Source organism: Enterococcus italicus DSM 15952 (assembly GCF_000185365.1).
GTDB classification, from domain to species: domain Bacteria; phylum Bacillota; class Bacilli; order Lactobacillales; family Enterococcaceae; genus Enterococcus_G; species Enterococcus_G italicus.
The window spans coordinates 1,969,361-1,991,319 of sequence record NZ_GL622241.1 but is presented as its reverse complement, the minus strand read 5'-3'; the positions used below and the strand labels follow the sequence as shown (position 1 = coordinate 1,991,319).

The 21,959-nt window shown below is 41.1% G+C and carries 16 protein-coding genes and 1 CRISPR repeat array (1 of these 17 cut by a window edge); of the genes, 14 read left to right on the top strand and 2 right to left on the bottom strand.

Annotated features, from left to right (window positions below; translation table 11 throughout):
- A CRISPR array of direct repeats spans positions 1-376; the repeat unit is 36 nt; unit sequence AATCGGAACCCACCCCGTATAAGAGGGGACGAGAAC (it extends 305 nt beyond the left edge of the window).
- A gap of 99 nt (positions 377-475) precedes the next feature.
- Positions 476-841: a Rid family detoxifying hydrolase gene (locus HMPREF9088_RS09195; RefSeq protein WP_040366949.1), complete on the top strand. Its 366-nt coding sequence runs from the start codon at positions 476-478 to the stop codon at positions 839-841.
- A gap of 146 nt (positions 842-987) precedes the next feature.
- On the top strand, positions 988-2,958 hold the full coding sequence (locus HMPREF9088_RS09190; RefSeq protein WP_007208950.1) for a heavy metal translocating P-type ATPase: 1,971 nt from the start codon (positions 988-990) through the stop codon (positions 2,956-2,958).
- Between the two features lie 20 nt (positions 2,959-2,978).
- Here HMPREF9088_RS09190 and HMPREF9088_RS09185 read toward each other — a convergent pair whose 3' ends face one another.
- Positions 2,979-4,682 (bottom strand): hypothetical protein, encoded by a 1,704-nt coding sequence (locus HMPREF9088_RS09185; protein WP_007208949.1) that lies wholly within the window; start codon positions 4,680-4,682, stop codon positions 2,979-2,981.
- Between the two features lie 249 nt (positions 4,683-4,931).
- Here HMPREF9088_RS09185 and HMPREF9088_RS09180 point away from each other — a divergent pair, with 249 nt between their 5' ends.
- Positions 4,932-6,035: an SLC13 family permease gene (locus tag HMPREF9088_RS09180; RefSeq protein WP_007208948.1), complete on the top strand. Its 1,104-nt coding sequence runs from the start codon at positions 4,932-4,934 to the stop codon at positions 6,033-6,035.
- A 319-nt stretch (positions 6,036-6,354) separates the two neighbouring features.
- Here the strand turns inward: HMPREF9088_RS09180 and HMPREF9088_RS09175 are convergent, their stop codons facing one another.
- Positions 6,355-7,524, bottom strand: coding sequence for an SAM-dependent methyltransferase (locus tag HMPREF9088_RS09175; protein ID WP_007208947.1), 1,170 nt, complete (start codon positions 7,522-7,524; stop codon positions 6,355-6,357).
- Positions 7,525-7,705: 181 nt separating this feature from the next.
- On the opposite strand from HMPREF9088_RS09175, the gene HMPREF9088_RS09170 reads away from it, so the two are divergent.
- The 11 genes from HMPREF9088_RS09170 to ppk1 all read left to right on the top strand — a co-directional run bounded on the left by HMPREF9088_RS09170 (position 7,706) and on the right by ppk1 (position 21,621).
- A complete protein-coding gene (locus HMPREF9088_RS09170; RefSeq protein ID WP_040366946.1) occupies positions 7,706-8,749 on the top strand; it encodes an Atu2307/SP_0267 family LLM class monooxygenase in 1,044 nt (347 codons plus the stop codon).
- A gap of 1 nt (position 8,750) precedes the next feature.
- Positions 8,751-9,398 (top strand): NADPH-dependent F420 reductase, encoded by a 648-nt coding sequence (locus tag HMPREF9088_RS09165; RefSeq protein WP_007208945.1) that lies wholly within the window; start codon positions 8,751-8,753, stop codon positions 9,396-9,398.
- A gap of 336 nt (positions 9,399-9,734) precedes the next feature.
- On the top strand, positions 9,735-11,006 hold the full coding sequence (icd, locus tag HMPREF9088_RS09160) for an NADP-dependent isocitrate dehydrogenase (protein WP_007208944.1): 1,272 nt from the start codon (positions 9,735-9,737) through the stop codon (positions 11,004-11,006).
- Positions 11,007-11,144: 138 nt separating this feature from the next.
- The gene (locus HMPREF9088_RS09155; RefSeq protein ID WP_007208943.1) at positions 11,145-12,296 is read left to right on the top strand and encodes a cation:proton antiporter; all 1,152 of its coding nucleotides are present in this window, start codon (positions 11,145-11,147) and stop codon (positions 12,294-12,296) included.
- A gap of 31 nt (positions 12,297-12,327) precedes the next feature.
- Positions 12,328-13,101 carry an HAD hydrolase family protein gene (locus HMPREF9088_RS09150; protein WP_007208942.1) on the top strand — a complete coding sequence of 258 codons (774 nt, stop codon included), beginning with the start codon at positions 12,328-12,330 and terminating at the stop codon, positions 13,099-13,101.
- Between the two features lie 318 nt (positions 13,102-13,419).
- On the top strand, positions 13,420-14,373 hold the full coding sequence (locus HMPREF9088_RS09145) for a homoserine O-succinyltransferase (protein WP_007208941.1): 954 nt from the start codon (positions 13,420-13,422) through the stop codon (positions 14,371-14,373).
- Positions 14,374-14,384: 11 nt separating this feature from the next.
- Complete coding sequence (locus HMPREF9088_RS09140) at positions 14,385-15,566, top strand: MalY/PatB family protein (RefSeq protein WP_040367404.1); 1,182 nt, start codon at positions 14,385-14,387, stop codon at positions 15,564-15,566.
- 13 nt (positions 15,567-15,579) lie between these two features.
- On the top strand, positions 15,580-16,674 hold the full coding sequence (locus tag HMPREF9088_RS09135) for a PLP-dependent transferase (RefSeq protein WP_007208939.1): 1,095 nt from the start codon (positions 15,580-15,582) through the stop codon (positions 16,672-16,674).
- Between the two features lie 215 nt (positions 16,675-16,889).
- A complete protein-coding gene (locus HMPREF9088_RS09130; protein WP_007208938.1) occupies positions 16,890-17,768 on the top strand; it encodes a PPK2 family polyphosphate kinase in 879 nt (292 codons plus the stop codon).
- A 171-nt stretch (positions 17,769-17,939) separates the two neighbouring features.
- Positions 17,940-19,490: a Ppx/GppA family phosphatase gene (locus HMPREF9088_RS09125; RefSeq protein ID WP_007208937.1), complete on the top strand. Its 1,551-nt coding sequence runs from the start codon at positions 17,940-17,942 to the stop codon at positions 19,488-19,490.
- A gap of 7 nt (positions 19,491-19,497) precedes the next feature.
- Positions 19,498-21,621: a polyphosphate kinase 1 gene (gene ppk1 / locus HMPREF9088_RS09120; RefSeq protein ID WP_007208936.1), complete on the top strand. Its 2,124-nt coding sequence runs from the start codon at positions 19,498-19,500 to the stop codon at positions 21,619-21,621.
- Positions 21,622-21,959: the final 338 nt, after the last annotated feature.

Below are 21,959 nucleotides of genomic sequence, written 5' to 3'. Positions count from 1 at the left end.
TATAAGAGGGGACGAGAACGGAAAATTTAAAAGAATTGACAAGTGAAGCATTAAATCGGAACCCACCCCGTATAAGAGGGGACGAGAACTCACGAACAACAAAATATGGTGCACGGTATGTGTAAATCGGAACCCACCCCGTATAAGAGGGGACGAGAACCTATCACTCACTTATTCAAATTAAGGTGGTGCTTTGAATCGGAACCCACCCCGTATAAGAGGGGACGAGAACATTAAGTAAATCATATCTCCATCCACAAATTCACGAAATCGGAACCCACCCCGTATAAGAGGGGACGAGAACATCTCGCTTATAGCCTTTTTTTCATTTGTCATCAGAAATCGGAACCCACCCCGTATAAGAGGGGCCAAATGGTTCTTTTGTATTTTTATTATCGATTAACACGTTTGGACTGTATTTTTTTTCAGGCATGGTTTAAACTAATGAAAAGCTTCAACATTAGGAGGAATGGCAATGAGTGAAAAGAAAGTAAAACCAGTAGGACCATATTCACGGTCTAGAAGAACCAGTGAACTTGTTTTTGTATCGGGGCAGTTAGGAATTGATCCTGAGACAGGGGCTTTAGTCGATGGTGTTGAAAATCAAGCGACGTTTTCATTAAAAAATGTGGCAGCAGTTCTTGAAGAAGATGGCCTAACATTAGCGAACGTAGTGAAGGCGACTGTCTTGTTAGCAAATATTGATGATTTTCAGGCAGTGAATGCGGTGTATGCGACGTTCTTTGAAGAGCCTTATCCAGCGAGAAGTGCCTTTGCAGTGAAAGATTTACCATTAGGCGCACTAGTTGAAATCGAAGTCATTGCTGAAAAAACACACTAGCATTACCTTAAAAAACGAATGCCAAAGTGTCGAATGAGTTTTTCTCATTCGATGCTTTTTTTTCTTTACAAAAACATATGTCTGAATTATAATATGAATGAACCAACATATGATTAATTAAACATATGTTTTGGAGGGAAGCTATCATGGAAAATCAGAAGAATTGTCAAAAGTATAATGAACATAGCCACGATCATACCCATGAAGAGGGCCATGAACATAACCATACGCATGAACATACACATGAACACAATCATGGACAATCGCCCGTTGTTTTGTATTTTATTGGTTTAGCATTGTTTGTAGTAGCATTATTTCTTCATAGTTCCTTTTTAATTTTGGCCAATGGACTCTTTTTCCTAGCCGTTGTCTTTTCTGGTTACCATGTGATGGGGGAAGGCTTTGGTGATACGTATAGAGATTCTGTAGCTGCTAAAAAGTTTGTACCTAATATCCACTTATTAATGACCTTAGCTGCGGTAGGTGCGATGGTAATTGGTAGTTTTGAAGAAGCCGCACTATTGATTTTGATTTTCGCTGGGGCGCATTTCTTAGAGGAGTATGCAGAGGGAAAAAGCCGTCGCGAAATTACCAATTTACTAAATATGAACCCAACTGAAGCACAATTCATTCAAGCAGATGGCACGACAAAAACAGTGCCAGTCTCTGAATTAACGATTGGCGATCGCGTGAAAGTCTTGAATGGTGCGCAAGTACCGACTGATGGCAAGATTATTAGTGGTACGACAGCGATTGATGAATCCTCGATTAATGGGGAAAGCATGCCCAAAGAAAAGACAGTCGGCGATGAAGTCTATGGCAGTACGATTAATGGGACGGGCGTGATTACCGTCGAAGTTACAAAGGATAGCTCTGACACAGTCTTTGCTAAGATTTTACAATTAGTGAACCAATCACAATCGAACTTGTCACGAACGGCGACGAGAATCAAACGCTTCGAGCCACGCTATGTGACGATTGTCTTGGTGTTGTTGCCATTGATTATTTTAGCGGGTCTATTCATTTTGGGGTGGTCATGGTCGGATAGTTTTTACCGTGGCTTAGTCTTTTTGATTTCAGCTTCGCCTTGTGCTTTAGCAGCGAGTGCTGTGCCCGCAACGCTATCTGGGATTTCCAATCTTGCGAAAAAAGGAGTTTTATTCAAAGGTGGTGCGTTTTTAGCTAATTTAGCAGATCTAAAAGCGATTGCGTTTGATAAGACAGGTACTTTAACGGGAGGAAAACCAAAAGTTACCGATTTTGATGTATTTGATGTGGCGGACGAGCCATTTGTCCAAGAGCTTGTCTACAATATGGAACGGCAATCCAATCATCCTCTTGCGACAGCAATTGTGACATATTTAAAAGATGTGGCGGCGGTACGAGAATTGACGGTCGAAAATGTGGTCGGTACAGGCTTAGAGGCGACAGTAGATGGCAAGCAGTATCAAATCAGTAAGCCATCTGTCTTTACAGGAGTGAGCGATGCCATTCATCAAAAGCAACAATCTTTAGCAAACGAAGGGAAAACAGTCATCTACATCGGATGCAACCAACAAGTCATTGGTCTGATTGCATTGATGGATGTACCTAATGAGCAAGCAAAACAAGCAATTGCTTACTTCCGTTCACAAAATGTCCGTACAACAATGATTACCGGTGATGCTAAGCTGACTGGTGAAGCGGTCGGTCGGACATTAGGTGTTGATGAAGTTGTCGCAAATGTCTTACCAGAAGAAAAATCAACGATTATTGAGCAACAAAAAGGAACATATGGTGTCGTCGGCATGGTCGGCGATGGAGTCAATGATGCGCCAGCTTTGGTCAAAGCTGATATCGGGGTTGCGATGGGTGATGGAACAGATGTGGCGATTGATGTCGCAGATGTGGTGGTCATGAACAATGACTTAGCCAAATTAAGTGAAGCGCACCGTGTCTCAAAACGATTGAACAAAGTCGTGATGCAAAATATTGTCTTCTCGATGGCTGTTGTCGTGATGCTCATTGTCTTGAATTTTATGGGCTTGGCAAATATTACGTTTGGCGTTATCGTCCATGAAGGTAGTACCTTGGTCGTCATTGTTAACGGCTTGCGTTTATTACTAAATAAAAACTAATGAAATAGTCAAGTGCGCAATCAAGGCACTTGACTATTTTTAGTTGGTCGTAGATGGTGTATTACTACTAAAAGTAGGACGGCCGGCCAAGTGACTAGTGTAAGCCATAGACTCAGACGCATAGCCCAGGACTCTTGGTAGTGAATGGTTAGTTTGTTTTGCCCTTTTTGTTGGGTCACAGTGATGGCTCCGATGGCCGATTGTTCCGTTGTATTTAGCTTGATTGCTTGGCCGTCGAGCGTTAATTCAGTCTGGTGATAGGCAATGAGTGGCAAGGTGACTGGTCCTGTAGTAGCTGCTTGCCAATAGACCGTCATGTCGCCTTTGGAACGGACACGTTTGGTAAATTTCGTCGTCGAAAAGAGGACTTCTTTTGCATAGATATCGTATCGATTACCCGTCAATTCTTTATTAGTCGGTAAGTAATCGGGCGTAGACTTTTGCACGAGAGTCAGAAGGGTCGCTAAATTGCGATCGTGGAAGCTTTCTTTGACCTCTGATGTGTTATCAGTGAGCAGATAGGTATGCTTACGGACAAACTTCGATTCTGAAAGGTGATCCCATTCAGCGAGCTTGGTAATCGTTTCCTGGATAGCCTGACCAAATGAGAACAAACAGAACGGCATGGCGACAAGCAGCCATTTTTTTGAGGACCATTGGAGTTGTTCGATTTGCCCAGAAAAGCCATATAGACCTAACACGATAAAGGGCACACTAAAGCGGAAGGGAAACTGAATGATTGTCACAAAAGGCACGCGCTCAAGAACCCAATTGTTCCATGGTAACAGTGAGGTCGACAGTAAACCAAAGAACACTGATAACCAAAATATTACGTGAGAATAAGTAGAAAGATGCTTCAGTCGAACGGCATACAACAAGCAATAGGCAAAAAGAATGACCAATAAAAAGCGCGGGTAGAGTACCCAGTTTTTCCCTAGTTGATCGATTGAATAGGCAGCCATCTGATCGTTGATAAATGGAGGCTGTAGTGTATTTCCTAGATACACAGAGAGAAACGAGCCCCAAATATTGGCTGTCAGTAGAACGAATAGACCGACTGCTTTAGTTAGTTGGGCAAAGAAAGTGCGAGTCACACCGGTCGTCACGACAAAACAAAAGGCGATAAAGTAAATCACTATGACAAGCAGACTTGAGAAAAGATGCGTCTGTACCATGAGAGCGAGGACAACAGCTAGTTGCACTGGATGGACTTCTTTCTTTTCGATGAAGTCTTTTAATGGTAGTAAGGTCAATGGGAAAAGTGCGGCTCCCCAGCTAGTAAAAGATTGTCGAAAGACCCAATAAAGGGTGCAGTAGCTTGTCATATAGACAATGCCCATTACTAGTGAAACACCTTGACAACGACCGTGGCGACGCAGCAGGTAATAAAAAGTACTGCCCGACAAAAAATACATCACAAAATTCGATAAGACTTGGTATCGAAACCAAGTCCCAGCGAGTAGGACAAGGCCACCTTGTAGATAGGCCATCAAAGGACCGTAGAGGGCATTGACAATTCTTCCAGAGGATTGAAAGCCATAAAATGAAAGAAAATACTCGAAGTTGCCCTCTTTGATTTGCATTGCAGCGTCGTAAAAACGATTGTAGTGAAAGATATAATCTGCACCGATAATACTATTTTTTGTCAGAATTTGTGGAAGAACCAGAAAAAATGAAATAATGGCAAGAGAGACAAAAGGAGCCCATCTTTTTAATAAATGCATGTGTCACGTTCCTTTCTTATATACATGAATAGTAAGACTTCATTTTGGGCTTTTATAAAAGGAAAAAAGCACCGATACTTTAAGCATAGCGTAAGTGAGGTATTCTTGCATGAATGAACCGAAAACCTTTGTACTTTCTTCAGATTGAAGGCGTTTTTTTATAACGGTCTGAGAGAAATATGAACCGTTCCTCATACGCTACAAACAATGCTATACTAGAGACACTCTTAATAGAAAGTGTTGTGACAAGTGGTGGGTGAGAAATTAAAGATCTTTCTGACGAAAGATCCGACCTTTACGATTTCTTTGATAGGTGCTTTGGGGAGCTGCCTATTTGGACGATTTGATGTGGGCTTTATTGATAGTAAAGTGATATTGGCGTTATTTGGCTTGATGGTCGTCATTGAAGCGTTAAAGAGTATGGGCGTCTTGAAATGGTTAGCCGACCGACTGACAGTCATCACTGCGACGAAGCGACAGTTGGTACAGGCGTTAGTAGGATTGGCTTTTGTGGCATCGATGGTTTTAACAAATGATGTGGCAATTTTGACGTTGTTGCCTGTCTTTTTGCTAATCGCCAATCAAGCGTTGACGAAAAAAGAATTAGTCTTTGGGACGGTCTTGCTTATTTTAGCGGCTAATTTAGGAAGTAGTGTCTTTCCAACGGGGAATCCGCAAAATATTTATTTGTTTTCCTATTATCAGCTAGAGTTGCTGACATTTTTTGGATGGGTCTTGCCATTTTTCTTAGTAGCACTCTTTAGTTTACTCAGTCTGACAATGCTCGTACCGAATCAGTCCTTTCACATCGAACAAGAAAAGAAACAAGCGAACATTTCATGGAAAATTAGTCCTTGGTTTTCGCTACTTATGATGCTGGCCTATGTGACGAATCTCTTGACGAGTTGGTGGTGGGTTGGCTTGGCAGTGGGGTTGGTTTTGGTTTCGTTCCCTAAAGTTATCAAGAAGGTGGATTATCTACTATTAGGGACGTTTATCTGTTTCTTTTTCATTGTCGGGAATTTAGCGGAAAATGAAGAACTAGCGCAGTTTCTACGCCAAAGTGTACAAAATGCTAGTATGACACTTTGGGTATCAGCTGGTGTGAGTCAGATAATTAGTAATGTTCCCGCGGCACTTTTATTAGCACCATTTACCGACCATGGACGGGCGATGGTCCTGGGCACGAATATTGGCGGGATGGGTACGATTATCGCGTCCCTTGCTAACTTAATCGGCTATAAAGTCTTTTCTGTCTATAGTGGCGATCAAAAAGGGCGCTTCTTTACGTATTTTTCAGTGGTTAATTTTGGCTTATTGGCAGTGTTTTTGTTACTATTTTCAATTATTTAAAAATAGGCTGAGACAGAAGTGTCCAGCTAAATAAAGACCAGAAAATCCAGAAGTTATTTTGCTAACTTCTGGATTTTCTGTTTTTTTCTTAGCAGCTCCTTAGACAATAAGTCAAAAATTCCCAAAAATTTTGAAAATCAATTTTCGGAATTTCTGAGCTTATCGCTTGGAGCTAAGCGCTTTTATCACAACCTCTTGAAACGGTGTTCCAAAAGCAGCTCCTTGGACAATAAGTCAAAAATTCCCAAAAATTTGGAAATCAATTTTCGGAATTTCTGAGCTTATCGCTCGGAGCTAAGCGCTTTTGTCACAACCTCTGTTAACAATTGCGATGCATGGGGATAGTGTTGTTACTTGGATGAACCAAGAGGTATTGAATGACGTCGATGTTGCTTGATTCAAATGATGCGGCACAGGCTTGTAAATACAAATCCCACATACGATAGAAGCGTTCGTCTTGTTGTTTTAAGACTGCTTCTTTCACTTGGTGGAAATTTTTCTTCCAGTGTTCCAAAGTAAGCTGATAGTCACGGCGCAAGCTTTCTAGGTCGATGAGTTGGAGGTCATTGGTCTGCATGTGTTGTGTAAGCTCAGCAACACCAGGAACATAGCCGCCAGGGAAAATGTATTCATTAATCCAAGCATTTGTTGCTCCGCCTTGTTGCCGGCTGATACCATGGATCAATGCTGTTCCCTTTGGAGCGAGTAGTCGTTTGATGACAGCGAAGTATTCTTCTAGGCTATCAGCTCCGACGTGTTCAAACATACCGACACTGGTAATGTGGTCGTAAGATACATCGCGCACATCACGATAATCTTCTAGAATCACTTCACAGCGATCTTGTAGGCCTTCTTCTTGAATGCGCTGTGTAATATATTCATATTGCTTTTTGCTCAAGGTAATGCCGGTTGCTTTTACATTATACTCTTTTACTGCAGTAAGCATGAGTGTGCCCCAGCCACAACCAATATCAAGCAACGTTTCGCCGGGTTGGATGAATAATTTGTCTAAGATATGATGCACTTTATTTATTTGAGCTTGTTCGAGCGTGTCTTCAGGTGTTTGGAAGTAGGCACAAGAATAAGTTAATGTAGGATCGAGCCATAGTTGGTAAAAGTCATTGCCTAAATCATAGTGGATATGAATATCGTGAAGGTTATTTTTCTTGGTGTGTTTTGCTAGTTTTGGTAGCCATTTAATGTAGTTAGTTGAGCGCAGAAAGCTTGTTGCGTGAAGGTAAGCGTCGGTTATGAGTGCTTGGATATCGCCATCAATCAGTAATGTTTGATCCATATAGGCTTCTCCAAGAGCGAGTGAGGTATTTTTGGTAAGAGCATTTAGTGGTATTTTTTCATTAAATGTAATGATGATTGGATTTTTTTTAGTGGTATCTCCATACACTTCTGTCGTGCCATCCCAATAATTCACACGGACGGGAAGAGAAAAGGATTCAGAGAATAATTTTTTATAGACTTCTTTTTCTAACATATTGTCATCTCCTAGTATAGGTGTTACTTAAAGATTATGACTTTTTCTGAAAATTTGCAATGCATATTTCTCGGGAAATGAGATGGGTTCACTATACACTTATAAAATGTAAGCATATTTATCGTTATTCGTCAGCTTTCTTGGTATAGTATCTTTAGAAATGATTCAGGAGGATTATTATATGAAAAACTATGAATTTGGATTAGATACATTTGGCGATGTAGCATTTGACGATCAGACAAATGAGCGCTATAGCTATGCACAATCATTGCGAACAATTATAGAAGAAGGAGTTTTAGCTGACCAACTGGGAATCGATGTATTAGCTCTAGGAGAGCATCATCGAGAAGAGTTCTCTATTTCTAGTCCTGAGGTTGTCTTAGGAGCACTTGCGACTAAAACGAAAAGGATTAAATTAGGAACGGGTGTGACTGTACTTAGCTCAGACGATCCAGTCCGTGTCTATGAGCGTTTTGCGACATTAGATGCACTATCAAATGGCCGTGCACAAGTCATGCTTGGCCGCGGGTCGTTCACGGAGTCTTTCCCACTTTTTGGCTATGATTTACGTGATTATGATGAATTATTTGAAGAAAAGATTGCGATGTATAGTGAAATTATTAAAGGCGATCCTGTGACTTGGGAAGGCAAATTTACACAATCGCTGAAGGGTACGACGATTTATCCAAAGATGGAAAATAATCGTAAATTGGATACATATGTTGGTGTTGGTGGCTCGCCAGAATCAATTTTACGAGCGGTTCGCTACGGTTTTCCTGTGATGTTGGCGATTATTGGTGGAGAAGCTGTGCGTTTTGCACCGTATGTTAATTTGTATCAACGAGCGGCAAAGCAGATGAATCGCCCCGTTTTACCAGTTGGCATGCATTCCCATGGTGTCATTGCAGAGACCAATGAAAAGGCGTATCAAATTGCTTGGGACTACTTAAAAACATACATGGACCGTCTGGGTATGGATCGTGGCTGGGCAAGAATGACGAAAGAGCGTTTTGAATTTGAAATTGCTGAAGGTTCATATTATGTCGGTGACCCAGAGACGGTCGCCCAAAAAATTGCGCGTACGATGCCTAAATTGGGTGTCGAACGTTTTGATTTGGTCTACGGTGCGGGTGGTCAAAGACAAGCAGATCGTCTAAAGACCATCGAATTATACGGTGGGGCTGTGATTCCAAGAGTGAAAGAATTATTGGCAGAAGGTGAGTAACATGAGTAGCAAAAAAATCGGAGTCATTGGTGCAGGAAAACTGGGTTTGACCTTAGCACAATTAGGTGTACAAGCTGGCTATGAAGTAATGATTGCTTGCTCGAGGCCGCCCGAAGCGATAGCGTTGACTGTTGACGTCTTGGCACCAGGAGCAAAGGCAGTTGATACAGCGAGCCTGATTTCGGCAAATGATGTGCTTATTTTAGCATTGCCACTGAGCAAATTCAGAAATTTGTTGCAGCTAGAAAATGTCTCGTTTACTGATAAGTTGGTGATAGATGCGATGAATTACTGGTGGGAAGTCGATGGCAAGGAGAATGCTTTTTCCAATGGGGCAGACTCTTACTCTGAAAAAGTGCAACAACTTTTGCCAACTGCCAAAGTCGTGAAAGCATTCAATCATATGGGGTATCACGACCTAGCGGATGAAGCAAGAGCGAAGGGTGTGCCTAAGCGCAAGGCAATTGCTTACGCCGGTGATGATGAATGGGCACTTGAGAGAGTCAGAGAACTGATTGAGTCATTTGGCTTTGATGCGCTGCCAATTGGGTACTTAGCAGAGGGTGTTAAGTTAGAACCGGGTAGTCCACTCTTTGGCGCCAATTTGGAAAAAGAGGCCTTTCTAACCATTTTTAATCAACTAGGATGAATGAAGCTTCGGATAGAAGTAGAGTTTCTGAGTGATAAAGTTTGGAATTTTAGATCGTGCGGGTAGTAAGTTTGAACTTACGTTTATCTATATTAAAGAGAGTTTGACGAGTTTTGTCATACTCTCTTCATTTTATGTTCGTATTCATTACATGGCGATGATGTGCTAGGGGCGGCGGAAAAAGAAATTTTCATCGGGTCAAAGTCGATTGAATCGCTATTTTTGGTAATTTTATGAGAAAATGATGAGATTATAATTGATTACATGAATTTACAATGAAAAAGAAACCGTGTATACTTTCTTCAATATTAACCTGAGATAAAGGGAGAGTTTGGCATGACATTTCAAAAGATTACGATGAAAGATGGGGAATTGGTTGTTCCTGACTTTCCGATTATTCCGTTTATTAGTGGCGATGGCATTGGCCCAGAAATATGGACACAGGCGCAAGCGATATTTAATCGCGCGGTCGAAGTCGCATATGGGGACAGTCGTGCGATTCAATGGCAGGAAGTCTTTGCTGGTGAGAAGGCTTTTCAACAAACGGGAGAATGGCTGCCCGAGAAAACACTTGCGACGATTCGTGAGTATTTAGTTGCTATCAAAGGGCCATTGACGACGCCAATCGGAGGAGGGATTCGCTCGTTAAATGTGGCACTGCGCCAGCAATTGGATTTGTATGCGTGTGTGCGTCCGGTCCGATACTTTGAAGGTACGCCTTCACCGATGAAGCATCCTGAGCGGACAAATATGGTCGTTTTCCGAGAAAATACTGAGGATATCTATGCAGGGATTGAGTTTGTTTCAGGCAGTCAACAAGTGCACGAACTGATTGAGTTTCTACAAGAAAACCTACAAGTGACGAGTATTCGTTTCCCGCAAACGAGTGCTATCGGTGTCAAGCCAGTCTCGGTCGAAGGAACAAAGCGTTTGGTCCGCTCGGCCTTCAACTACGCCATTCAGCAACATCGCAAGACGGTTACACTTGTGCATAAGGGCAATATCATGAAGTTTACTGAGGGTGGCTTTAAAAAATGGGGCTATGAAGTTGCGAATGAAGAGTTTGCTGAGCAGACCTTTACTTGGACGACTTACGAACAAATTAAGACTGAAAAAGGCGAAGAAGCTGCCAATCAAGCTCTAGTGGCAGCGAAAGAAGCTGGCAAAATCATCGTGAAAGACTGCATTGCCGACATTTTCTTAGAGGAATTGATCGCACGTCCGGAAGATCATGAGATTGTCGCGACCTTGAATTTAAATGGTGATTATATCTCCGATGCCTTGGCTGCGACGGTCGGTGGGGTCGGCATTTCACCAGGAGCCAATATTAACTACCAGACAGGGCATGCTATCTTTGAGGCGACTCATGGTACAGCTCCTAAATTTGCGGGTAAAAACATGGTCAATCCATGCTCGGTCTTGCTATCTGGAGCATTGCTCTTTCGTTATCTTGGGTGGGCCGAGGTGGCAGATGCGATTGAAGCAGCTATCGAAGCTGCTATCGCTTCACAAAAAGTGACGTTTGACTTTGCTCGATTACTTCCAGGAGCGACTGAAGTTTCCTTGTCTGAGTTCAGTCAGCAAATTTTTGATGGTTTGGCTAAGTAATTGACACTAAAATTTGGTATAATAGTATTATAAATAAAAAATGGTTGAGCATAGCTTTCAAGGTGCGTTTCTTCAGGGGCGGGAGAAGCACACGTGAAGTCTATGCTTTTTTCACTTAATTAGAAAGAAGGAATAAAAATGGAATTTATTGGGCAGCTATGTTTGATCTTGATCACGACGACATTGGTCTCACATGGAGCAAAGCGTATCGGAATCCCAGGCGTTGTCGGGCAATTGCTCGTGGGGATTTTATTAGGGGCAGGAGGCTTAAAGCTTTTACAATCGACAGAAATGATTCATGAATTTTCAGAATTAGGTGTCATCTTTTTAATGTTTTTAGCTGGAGTGGAAAGTGATTTAGCTTTGTTGCGTAAATACGCAAAGCCAGCTTTTCTAGTGGCTATATTAGGAATTATTTTACCAATAATTTTAGGGGCGGCAGGGACGATGGCCTTCGCCTTTTCGTTCAAAGTAGCCCTTTTCTCCGGGATGATCTTAGCTGCTACGTCGGTGAGCATCTCGGTGGAAGTATTAAAAGAATTACGTGCATTGCAAACAAAAGAAGGAGCGACTATTTTAGGGGCATCTGTCGTAGATGATATTTTGGTTGTCGTGTTATTTAGTTTGAGTCTGCCTTATTTTCAAGAGGGTGGGACATCATCGATTCCTTTGCCACTGCTCTTTTTTGAGCAAGTTTTGTATTTTGGCTTTATCTTTTTTACCATTCGTTGGTTGGCCCCAAAAGTTATCGCGATTAGTCAAAAATTGTTTGTGACGGGTTCGATTGTGATTGCCTCGTTAGTCTTATGTTTAGGTATGGCATTTTTAGCAGATCTTGTGGGGCTTAGTTCTGTGATTGGAGCTTTTTTTGCAGGGATCGCAATCGGACAGACGACTGCTAAAGAACAAGTCTTTAAAAATGTGGAAATTGTTGGGTATAGTTTGTTTATTCCAGTCTTTTTTGTCAGTATTGGTTTGACGATTTCTTTTCAACAACTCGCAAGCCAAGGACTCTTTATCATCGTGTTACTAGTGTTAGCCTTAGTTAGTAAATTAGCAGGAGGGTTTATAGGCAGTCGTCTGGTCGGATTTTCCACAAATTCGTCGTTGATGATAGGATCTGGGATGATTTCTAGAGGTGAGATGGCTTTGATTATTTTACAATTGGGCGATAAAGCCAAGATTGTTCCGCATGAATTGTTCGGTCCAATGGTGATTGTGATTATTGTAAGTACTCTTTTGTCACCATTTTTCTTGAAGTACTTTACAAAGAAAGTCTATTCTGCCTAAAATAAAGGGAAACAAGAATGGAGCGTTGTTGATGGAGAAAAAATATTTCTTTTTTGATATTGATGGAACGTTGACAGACCGCACCACCAATCAAATCGTTCCAAGTGCACAACTTGCATTAACAGAGTTGCAGGCTCGAGGACATTTTGTGGCGATAGCGACTGGTCGGGCCCATTATAAGGCTGTCCCTTTGATGGAAACACTCGGCATTGATAATATGGTGTGTGCCGGTGGAGGAGCAATCGTTATCGATCGAATCTTACGTGAAAATCGTTCGCTTGATCTGGCTAAGGCGAAACAAATCTACAAGGAAGCGCAAGAAGCCGGCGTTGGTTCGCTTTTAGCATTGGATGATTCGATTAACGTATACGCGCCGAATGATTTATTTCGTGAGCAAGTCGGAGAACGTAAAGAACCGACGAATTACGTGATTAATTCGACTCTAGATATTGATGAAGTCGACGCAATTTATAAAATGTATTTCGCTCTGCCAAAGCACGGTCACGAAAAGTTACCATCCCAAGATACCTTAGCCAATTTATACTATGTACCAGATTACTTAATGTATCAATTTGATGATAAAAATGTCGGTATTCTTCATATGATGAAGCAACTCCAAGCGCCAATCGAAGACGTCGTGGTCTTTGGCGATGATGTGAATGATTTAGTGATGTTTGACAAGCGGTGGACAAGTATCGCGATGGGTAATGCCGTGCCAGAATTAAAGGAGCAAGCGAGCTTTGTCACGAAGGCGAATACCGAGGATGGAATTTACTATGCGTGTAAAAAATTTGGTTGGATTTGACAAATGGCGTCTATTCATTATAGAATGATGAAAATAATATGAGAAGTACTGTGATGAGAAGAGTAATTTACTTGCTTGTTCAAGAGACTCCTGATAGTGGAAATGGAGACAGATAGTAAGAAATGAAGATGAACTCTGAGTATTTGCATCGTTCACGCGTTGCAGACGGCTAGTTACCGTTAAATGACTCAGTATTTAATACTAAGTGAGGTATTGCTTGTGAGAGTAATACGAACTAGGGTGGTATCACGTATTTGACGTCCCTTTATCGTTTGACGGTAAAGGGGCTTTTTTGTATTTATAGGAAGGAAGACAGCTATGCCAATTATCATCGCTCGAGATTTACCAGCTGCTGAAATATTAAAAAAGGAATCCATCTTTGCGCTAAGTGATCAAAGTGCACAAAGACAAGATATTCGGCCGCTAAAAATCGGCATTGTTAATTTAATGCCAAAAAAAATTCAAACGGAGACCCAGTTATTACGACTGCTTTCAATGAGTCCGTTGCAATTGGATATTCGCTTGGTACGCATGGCGAATCATAAAAGTAAAAATACGAATGAGAATCATCTGAAAAAATTTTATCGGACACCGAAAGAGATGATGAAAGAAAATTTAGATGGGTTGATCATTACCGGTGCGCCAGTGGAACAAAAGCCTTTTGAGGATGTTGATTATTGGTCGGAGTTGGTCGAAATCATGAGCTGGAGCCAGACGCATTGCACGTCAATCTTACACATTTGTTGGGGAGCGCAGGCGGGGTTGTTTCATCATTACGGTATTGAAAAAACATTGTATGAGAAAAAATTGTTTGGCGTGTTTTCGCAAACTATCGTGCATGCTCATCCGTTGCTAAGAGGCTTTTCGAATCCTTTTGCTTCCCCCCAATCTCGATATACCGGCATTTGTGAGGAACAAATACCCAACACACCGTTGACTGTTTTGGCAAAAAGTGCAGAGACTGGCCCGAGCATCTTAGTATCTAACAACCGAAAAAATATCTTTTTGCTCGGGCATTTTGAATATGATACAAAGACATTGGAAGAAGAGTATTTGCGTGATCAACAAACAGGTGTCGCAACAGAAAAGCCGCAGTATTATTATCAAGAAGATGACCAACACAATGAAACGATTCCGAACACTTGGCGTTCAAATGCATCCTTGCTCTTCATGAATTGGGTAAATGATGTGTATCAACGGACACCGTTTGATTTAACTCAAGTCGGTCAAGCGGAATTTCATCATCCAGATGAGTATCAATTGGAAGAATAGGAGTGAGCGATTTGGACACAAAGACATTTATTGACAAGTATGCAATTACTAGAAAAGGAACAGATTCATTAAAGTGGGATGCCTTAAAGGAACGCTTTGGATCCGATGAGTTATTGCCATTATGGGTAGCGGATGCTGATTTTTCGACTGATCAAGTAGTCAAAGACGCACTGGTGAAGCGTGTGGATGAAGGCGCGTATGGATACTCTATTCGTTCAGCTGACTATGTCGCTAGCTATCAAGGGTGGCAAGACCGCCATGAGGGCACGCAAGTCAAAGCAGAATGGCTCATCTTTTCGACTGGGGTGGTTCAGTCGCTTTATGATTTGATTGCCTGTTTCACTAATGAAGCAGACGGCATTATGATCCAAACACCTGTGTACTATCCGTTTTTTAATAGTATTAAAGACCAAAAGCGTCGGTTAGTAGAAGCACCTTTGTTAAACGATGATGAGGACTATACGATGGATCTAGTGAAAATGGAAGAGCTGTTTAAGGCGAAAAATATTCAGTTGTTTATTTTGTGTTCACCGCATAATCCAATTGGCCGTGTTTGGACCAAAGATGAGTTACAAGCGGTCTTACGTCTATGTCAAACATACAATGTGCGCTTGTTGTCAGATGAAATTCATTCAGACTTAGTCGTACACAATCATACGTTTGTCTCCGCTTTGACCGTCGCTAAAGAAGTGGGCTTTCGTGATCTGATTGTCTGCAACTCCCCATCAAAAACCTTTAATTTTGCGGGCTTGTTGCACTCGCATATTTGGATTCCAGATGAGGCACTACGGACCCAGTTTCAAAAGTGGGCAAAGCAGCATCGACAAACAGAAATCAGTGTCTTGGGACAAGTCGCAGCAAAAACTGCTTACCAAAGTAGTGATGAGTGGCATCAAGCCTTTCTGCAAGTCATCGAAGAAAATTACTTATTCATCAAATCAACTTTACAAGAAGCGTTTCCTGAAATCACGATTAGCCCGCTACAAGGTACCTATCTAGCTTGGCTAAATATTGAGTCTGTCCTAGCAGGAGAATCGGTGAAAGAGTTCATACAAGAAAAGGCCAAGTTAGCCATTGATTATGGGGAATGGTTTTCGCCAGCTTACAAGCATTACATCCGAATCAATTTGGCAACCACACCGGATATTATCAAACAGGCATTAAAGCAATTCATACTCGCTGCAAAGCAATAAAGGAGACGGAAAAATGACACGCAATCTTGACACGTATTTAGCACAACTTGGCAATCGCTCTGATAAGCAAACAGGAGCTGTCAGTGCACCAATTTATTTATCGACTACCTTTGCTCATCCAGGACTAGGGCAAAGTACAGGGTATGACTACACACGTACCAAAAATCCTACGCGCGATATTTTAGAAGAAGGCTTGGCAGTACTGGAAAATGGCGCCCAAGCAATTGTCACAAGCTCAGGGATGAGTGCGATTGCTTTGGTTTTTGATTTATTTGATAATGGTAGTCGCTTTTTGGTTTCGCGTGATTTATACGGGGGTAGTTACCGCTATTTTCAAGAATTAGAGCAACGCGGGATTGCTTCTTTTGGTTATTTTTCTTCATTAGAGGAGTTAGCAGAGCAGCTTTCGCCAGAAGTTACAGCAGTGTTTTTGGAAACACCGACCAATCCACTTATGGCTGAGACGGATATCCGAGCAGTTGCTGACTTGGCACATCAAAACCAAGCGTTATTGATTGTCGACAATACGTTCTTTACTCCGCTGATTCAAAAACCATTGGATGAAGGGGCAGACTTAGTGATTCATTCAGCGACCAAATACTTAACTGGCCACAACGATATCCTAGCAGGGGTGGTTGTTGCGAAAAGCAAAGAATTAGGCGAACGCTTAGTCTTTCTATCCAATACAATTGGGCCATCTTTAAGTAGCTTTGACTGTTGGTTGTTCATCCGTAGTCTAAAAACGTTCCCATTGCGCTTTGAAAAGCAACAAGCCAATGCTCAAGCAATCGTGGCTGCCTTGAAGCAACTTTCAGGCATCAAAGAAGTCATCTATCCTGGCAAAGGAGCGATGGTTAGTCTTCGTGTCGTGGATGAATCAAAAGTAGGCGCGTTTTTAGAGGCGTTTGAATTGGTGACTTTTGCCGAAAGTCTAGGAGGAGTAGAAACGCTAATTACGTACCCAACGACACAAACTCATGCAGATATTCCGAAAGAATTGCGCGAATCATACGGTTTAACACCTGATTTGTTGCGTGTGTCAGTGGGAATTGAGTCCGCTGATGATATTATTGCCGACTTTGCGCGAGCTGCGAACGTCTTTGAGTAATTGACCCGTACGAATGGGATCCATAGTATTGCCAATGGGGTGACTTTGGAATCTAAGGGAGTGCGACGAGCAGTTGTCACACTCTTTTTTTAGAACGATCTGAAATGATCGGGTAGCTGTGTCAATCCAAATAACAAGCTGAAAAATAGCAAATAAGCGTTTGACTTGCTGAATAAACGAAAACGCTGTCTAATAGAAGAAAGGATGGTGAGCGTATGGCTAAGACAAAAAAATATCAAGTGACCAAAGCAAAAGATTTTCAACTATCTGAATACAAAACGGCCATTGAGTTAAAGCTATCAAAAGAAGAAATCAAAGAGGAAATTGAAAAAAATATCAAAGATTTAAAAGACCACCAAGAAAAGCTCTATGCACAAGATCGAAAAGGTGTGTTAATTATCTTCCAAGCGATGGATGCAGCTGGCAAAGACAGTATGATTCAGCACGTCATGAGTGGAGTCAATCCACAAGGTTGTGTTGTGACTAGTTTCAAACAACCTTCAACATTGGAATTGGACCATGATTTCATGTGGCGTGTCCACCGAGCAGTGCCAAGAAGAGGTGACATCGGCATATTTAATCGTTCATATTATGAAGATGTCTTGATTACTCGCGTACATCCGGAAATTTTGTTGCAGGAACGTCTACCTGGGGTTGATTCATTAGAAGATATTACTGAAAAATTTTACACCCATCGTTACAAATCAATTAAGCAGTTCGAGTCCTATTTAGCGCGTGAAGGATTTGTCGTGTTAAAATTTTTCTTGCATGTCTCCAAAAAAGAACAAAAAAATCGCTTCTTACGTAGAATCGAGTTGCCAGAAAAAAACTGGAAGTTCTCCGAATCAGATATGAAGGAACGGACATATTGGGATGATTATCAAGATGCCTATGAAAAAGCCATCAAAGCGACGGCAACCAAAGCCAACCCATGGTACATTATTCCCGCTGATGACAAGTGGACCTCGCGTTTATTGGTCAGCGAGATTATCAATGAGCAATTTGCAAAGATGGATTTAGCATTTCCAAGTGTGTCGGCGGAGCAAGAGGCTGCGCTCGAGCGAAGCAAAAAGGTTTTGGAAAAGGAAGAATAAGAAAAACATGATTGCTTTTCCATCTTGGAAAGGTGATCATGTTTTGTTTACGTAAGGTTTACTTCTTTTTTACAGAATTTTTGCAATTTTCCAAGAGATTGAAGTGATTCATTGTGTAAAGTTGGTTATTTTTTAGTATGATAAGAGTGGAAGAGAAACGGAGGAGAAGTAGTGGGAAAAACGAAAAAAGTCGCGATTATTGACGTTGGTTCGAATACCGTTCGTTTGGTCATTTACCAAGTGAGCCCAGTAGGAAATATTTCTCAATTGCAAAATGTGAAATTGCCTGCTCGTCTGTATCAGTACTTAGATGAAAACCAAGAACTAAGTGAGTCAGGGACAGCGAAATTAGTTGAAGTGATTCAGCTTTTTCAAGAGATTCTTTCCGAGTTTGACGTGGATGAAATTATAGCTACGGCTACTGCAGTTATCCGACAAGCAACCAATCGGCAAGCAGTATTGGCAAAAGTAGCGGAACAAACAAAGCTCAACTTGCGACTATTATCAGGAGAAGAAGAGGCCTATTATGGCCAATACGCCGTCGTACGGACAACACAATTCTCGGAAGGATACACGGTCGATATGGGCGGAGGCAGTACGGAGGTGACGTACTTTAAAGACAACCAGATTCAACATTCTCATAGCTTCCCATTTGGTGTGGTCACGCTTAAAAATCTCTTTTTTCAAAATAAAGAACCCAATGATTCAAAAGCAATAAAAAAAACAAAAGACTATGTGCGAAAACAGTTTGCTAGTCAAAAATGGATAAAACCACGTGATGTGCCGATCATTGGCATCGGGGGAAGTGCTCGTAATATTGCTAGTGTCTATCAGATTGTTTCGAATTATCCACTATCAGGTATCCATGAATATGAAATGACGAAAGCGAACTTGAATGAAACAAGTGAATTGTTTCAAAGCTTGACCTTAGCAGAGTTACAAAATTTAGACGGCTTAAGTAAAGATCGTGCCGATATTATTTTGCCAGCGAACCTCACTTTTTTGGCGCTTTGTGAAATAACAGAAGCGGAAAAATTTGTTTTTTGTAATAAAGGATTGCGTGAAGGATTGCTTTTGAAGGAATTAAGTAATACGACCGAGCAAGTATATGATCCAGATCGAGTCGTTGAAGGTGTGCTGATGCGGATGACCGAAAGCTACGGTATCGATGTAGCATTAGCGCAAAAGCGCAGAGCATTAGCAGAAAAACTCTTGACGCTTTGCCAAGAGGAAGGACTTGTGACGCTTGATCCTAAATTATTGCAATATGTCTACTATGCTGCTTTTTTGTATCATATTGGCTCTTATATAGAGGAAGATGATAGCTCGATGCATTCGTTTTACTTACTAGCAAATAGCAATTTAAATGGCTTCACGCATAAAGAACGCGTCGCACTCGCTTTATTGGCTAGTTACAAAAACAAATCGCTGACCCGCAAGTTTTTGCAAAACGTACCGGATTGGTTTAGCTCTCAAGAATTGAGTTTAATTCGTCAAGCAGGGAGTTTGATTAAATTCACCGAGTCGTTATTGATTACAAGAGTTAATGAAATCTGCAGTATCTCTTTAACAAAGGATAAAAAAAGTTATGTCCTAGCTATTGATTGGTCGAAGGAACCATTGGCTGAATCGTATCGTGCAAATCGTCAAAAGAAAAATTTTGAAGCAGTAATCAATAAGTCAGTGAAATTAGAGTTTACTAGAAGTGAGAAGAAGGAGTGAGAAATCGGTGCAAGATTCTCCTTATACGTCCAGAGATTATTTTCATCGTGATTTAAGTTGGTTATTATTTAATAAGCGTGTTATTCAGGAGGCAAAAGATGAAAAAAATCCGCTAATAGAGCGGTTGCGCTTCTTAGCTATTGCAAGCAACAATGCAGATGAGTTTTTTATGATTCGAGTACCAGGAATTCAGAGCCTGGCGCGTATGTCTGGAGAAAAAGTAGACTCTCGCACGGGTTGGACACAAGAAGAGATACTTGAAAAACTCTTTGCCATCCAAACAGAAAATGTATCCGAGCAATACACACTTTATCAAAGTTTACTTAGTGATTTAGCAAAAATGGGGTATGAGACAGTGGCGTACCAAGAGCTTTCCGATACAGCTAAAGAGAAGATGACTGCTTATTTCCAAGAGATGATTTTGCCGTCACTTACGCCAATTGCTCTTGACGCGTATCATGCCTTCCCTAAAATTGTCGAAAAAAAAGCCCATCTACTTGTGCGGGTAAAAGATGGTGATCGGGAAGAACGAGCGATTATCCCTCTACCAGCATTGTTTCCAAGGTATATCCAAGTCGAAGGAATGAAGCAAGTAATTTTGATTGAGGATTTGATTGAACAACATTTAGCGCAATTATTTGTCGGTTGGAAGATTGTACATTCATTTGTCTTTCGAATTACGTATGACAAGGATTTAGCTTTTGAAGAAGACACAGAAGAAAATCTATTCATCCAAATGGAAGAATACATTCAAGAGCGCTCGAAAGGATTGCCTTCTCGATTAGAAATTTCTGAACTACAGGATAGACAAAGTGTGGATATTGCGTTTTTAACCCACATGTTGGAGTTAAAAGATCGAGACATTTATAGCATACCGGGTCCTTTAGATTTGACGTATTTGTTCTCTTATTTAGAAGAATTAAGTAAAGAAGGCATTGACGCGGTTTTTCCAGTGTTTCGACCTTATGTCAATCAACAATGGCTTGGTACCAAATTGTATGAGACATTAGATAAACAAGATGTACTTATTCAGCACCCGTATGATTCCTACGAGTCAGTCGTCTCTTTTATTGAGACGGCTGCTAGAGATCCACATACGATTGCCATCAAACAGACGTTGTACCGCATGGCAAAAAATTCACGGATTGTCGAAGCGTTGAAGTCAGCTGCTAGAGCAGGCAAGCAAGTGACTGCGCTGGTTGAGTTGAAGGCGCGTTTTGATGAAGAAAATAATCTACATTGGGTCCAAGAATTAGAAGAAGCGGGTTGTTATGTTACGTATGGCTTAATGCATTTAAAAACACATAGTAAAGCGACCTTAGTAGTCAAGAAAAACGGGAATCAATTGCAACAGTATGTACATATTGGTACCGGCAATTACAATGAATCGACGGCAAGGATTTACACTGATTTTAGTTTGTTCTCCTCTCATACTTCTTATGTCGAAGATGTCACCGCCTTTTTTAATTATTTGAGTGGATATAGAGAACGCCCCGACTATCAAAAAATAGCCGTCTCACCAGAAGGCATTCGCCAAATGTTAATAGAAAAAATCTCAGCAACGGCGGATTACTACGAAAAAACAAAGACGGGTTCTATCTTTTTTAAAATGAATTCACTCACTGATCGGGTGATTATTCAAAGTTTATATGAAGCAAGTCAAAAGGGAGTACCGATTCATTTACTTATTCGCGGTGCTTGCTGTCTAAGACCAGGTATTCCAGATAAAAGTGAGACAATAGAAGTAAAAAGTATTGTTGGGCGCTTTTTAGAGCATAGCCGCGTTTATTCTTTTGTAACCGATCATGAAGAGTATTGGCTATCATCGGCGGATGCGATGACCCGTAATATGATGTTGCGAGTAGAAATAGCTGCCCCTATTGAGGAAGCCAAGGCCAAACAAAAAATGGCCGATATTGTCCAAATCTATCAAAAGGATGACTATAAATCCTATTATTTGCAAAATGATGGAACGTATCAAAGAAAGGTGAGCACTTCTTTCTTTTCGGCACAAGCGACATTTGTAGCCAATGCAATTGAACAACAAGCCATTCAACCAAAAAAATACCCAGAATCACAAGAAAATCGTCCAACCTGGGTGAAACGTATTCGTCATTTATGGAAGAAATAGCGAGCGAAATGAAGGAAACAATCTAAAAAATCACCGGTATAGCGCATTGAGTAGCTATACCGGCGATTTTTTTACGATTATTTTAATAATTAAATTAAAAAACGTTGACGGCTGCCACTATCGATGGTAATATAACGAAGTTGACTTGTTACAAGGCGTTTAAATACTGATAAAACAGTTTTTAAATTCAAAAAACATGTTGACAAATAACATTGCATTTGATATGATAATCAAGTCGCTAACATAGGACAACAACTGAAATTTAAAAAAATAAAAATTAGTTGTTGACATCACGTTGAAACGATGTTATGATATAAAAGTTGTCGCAGCACAACGAT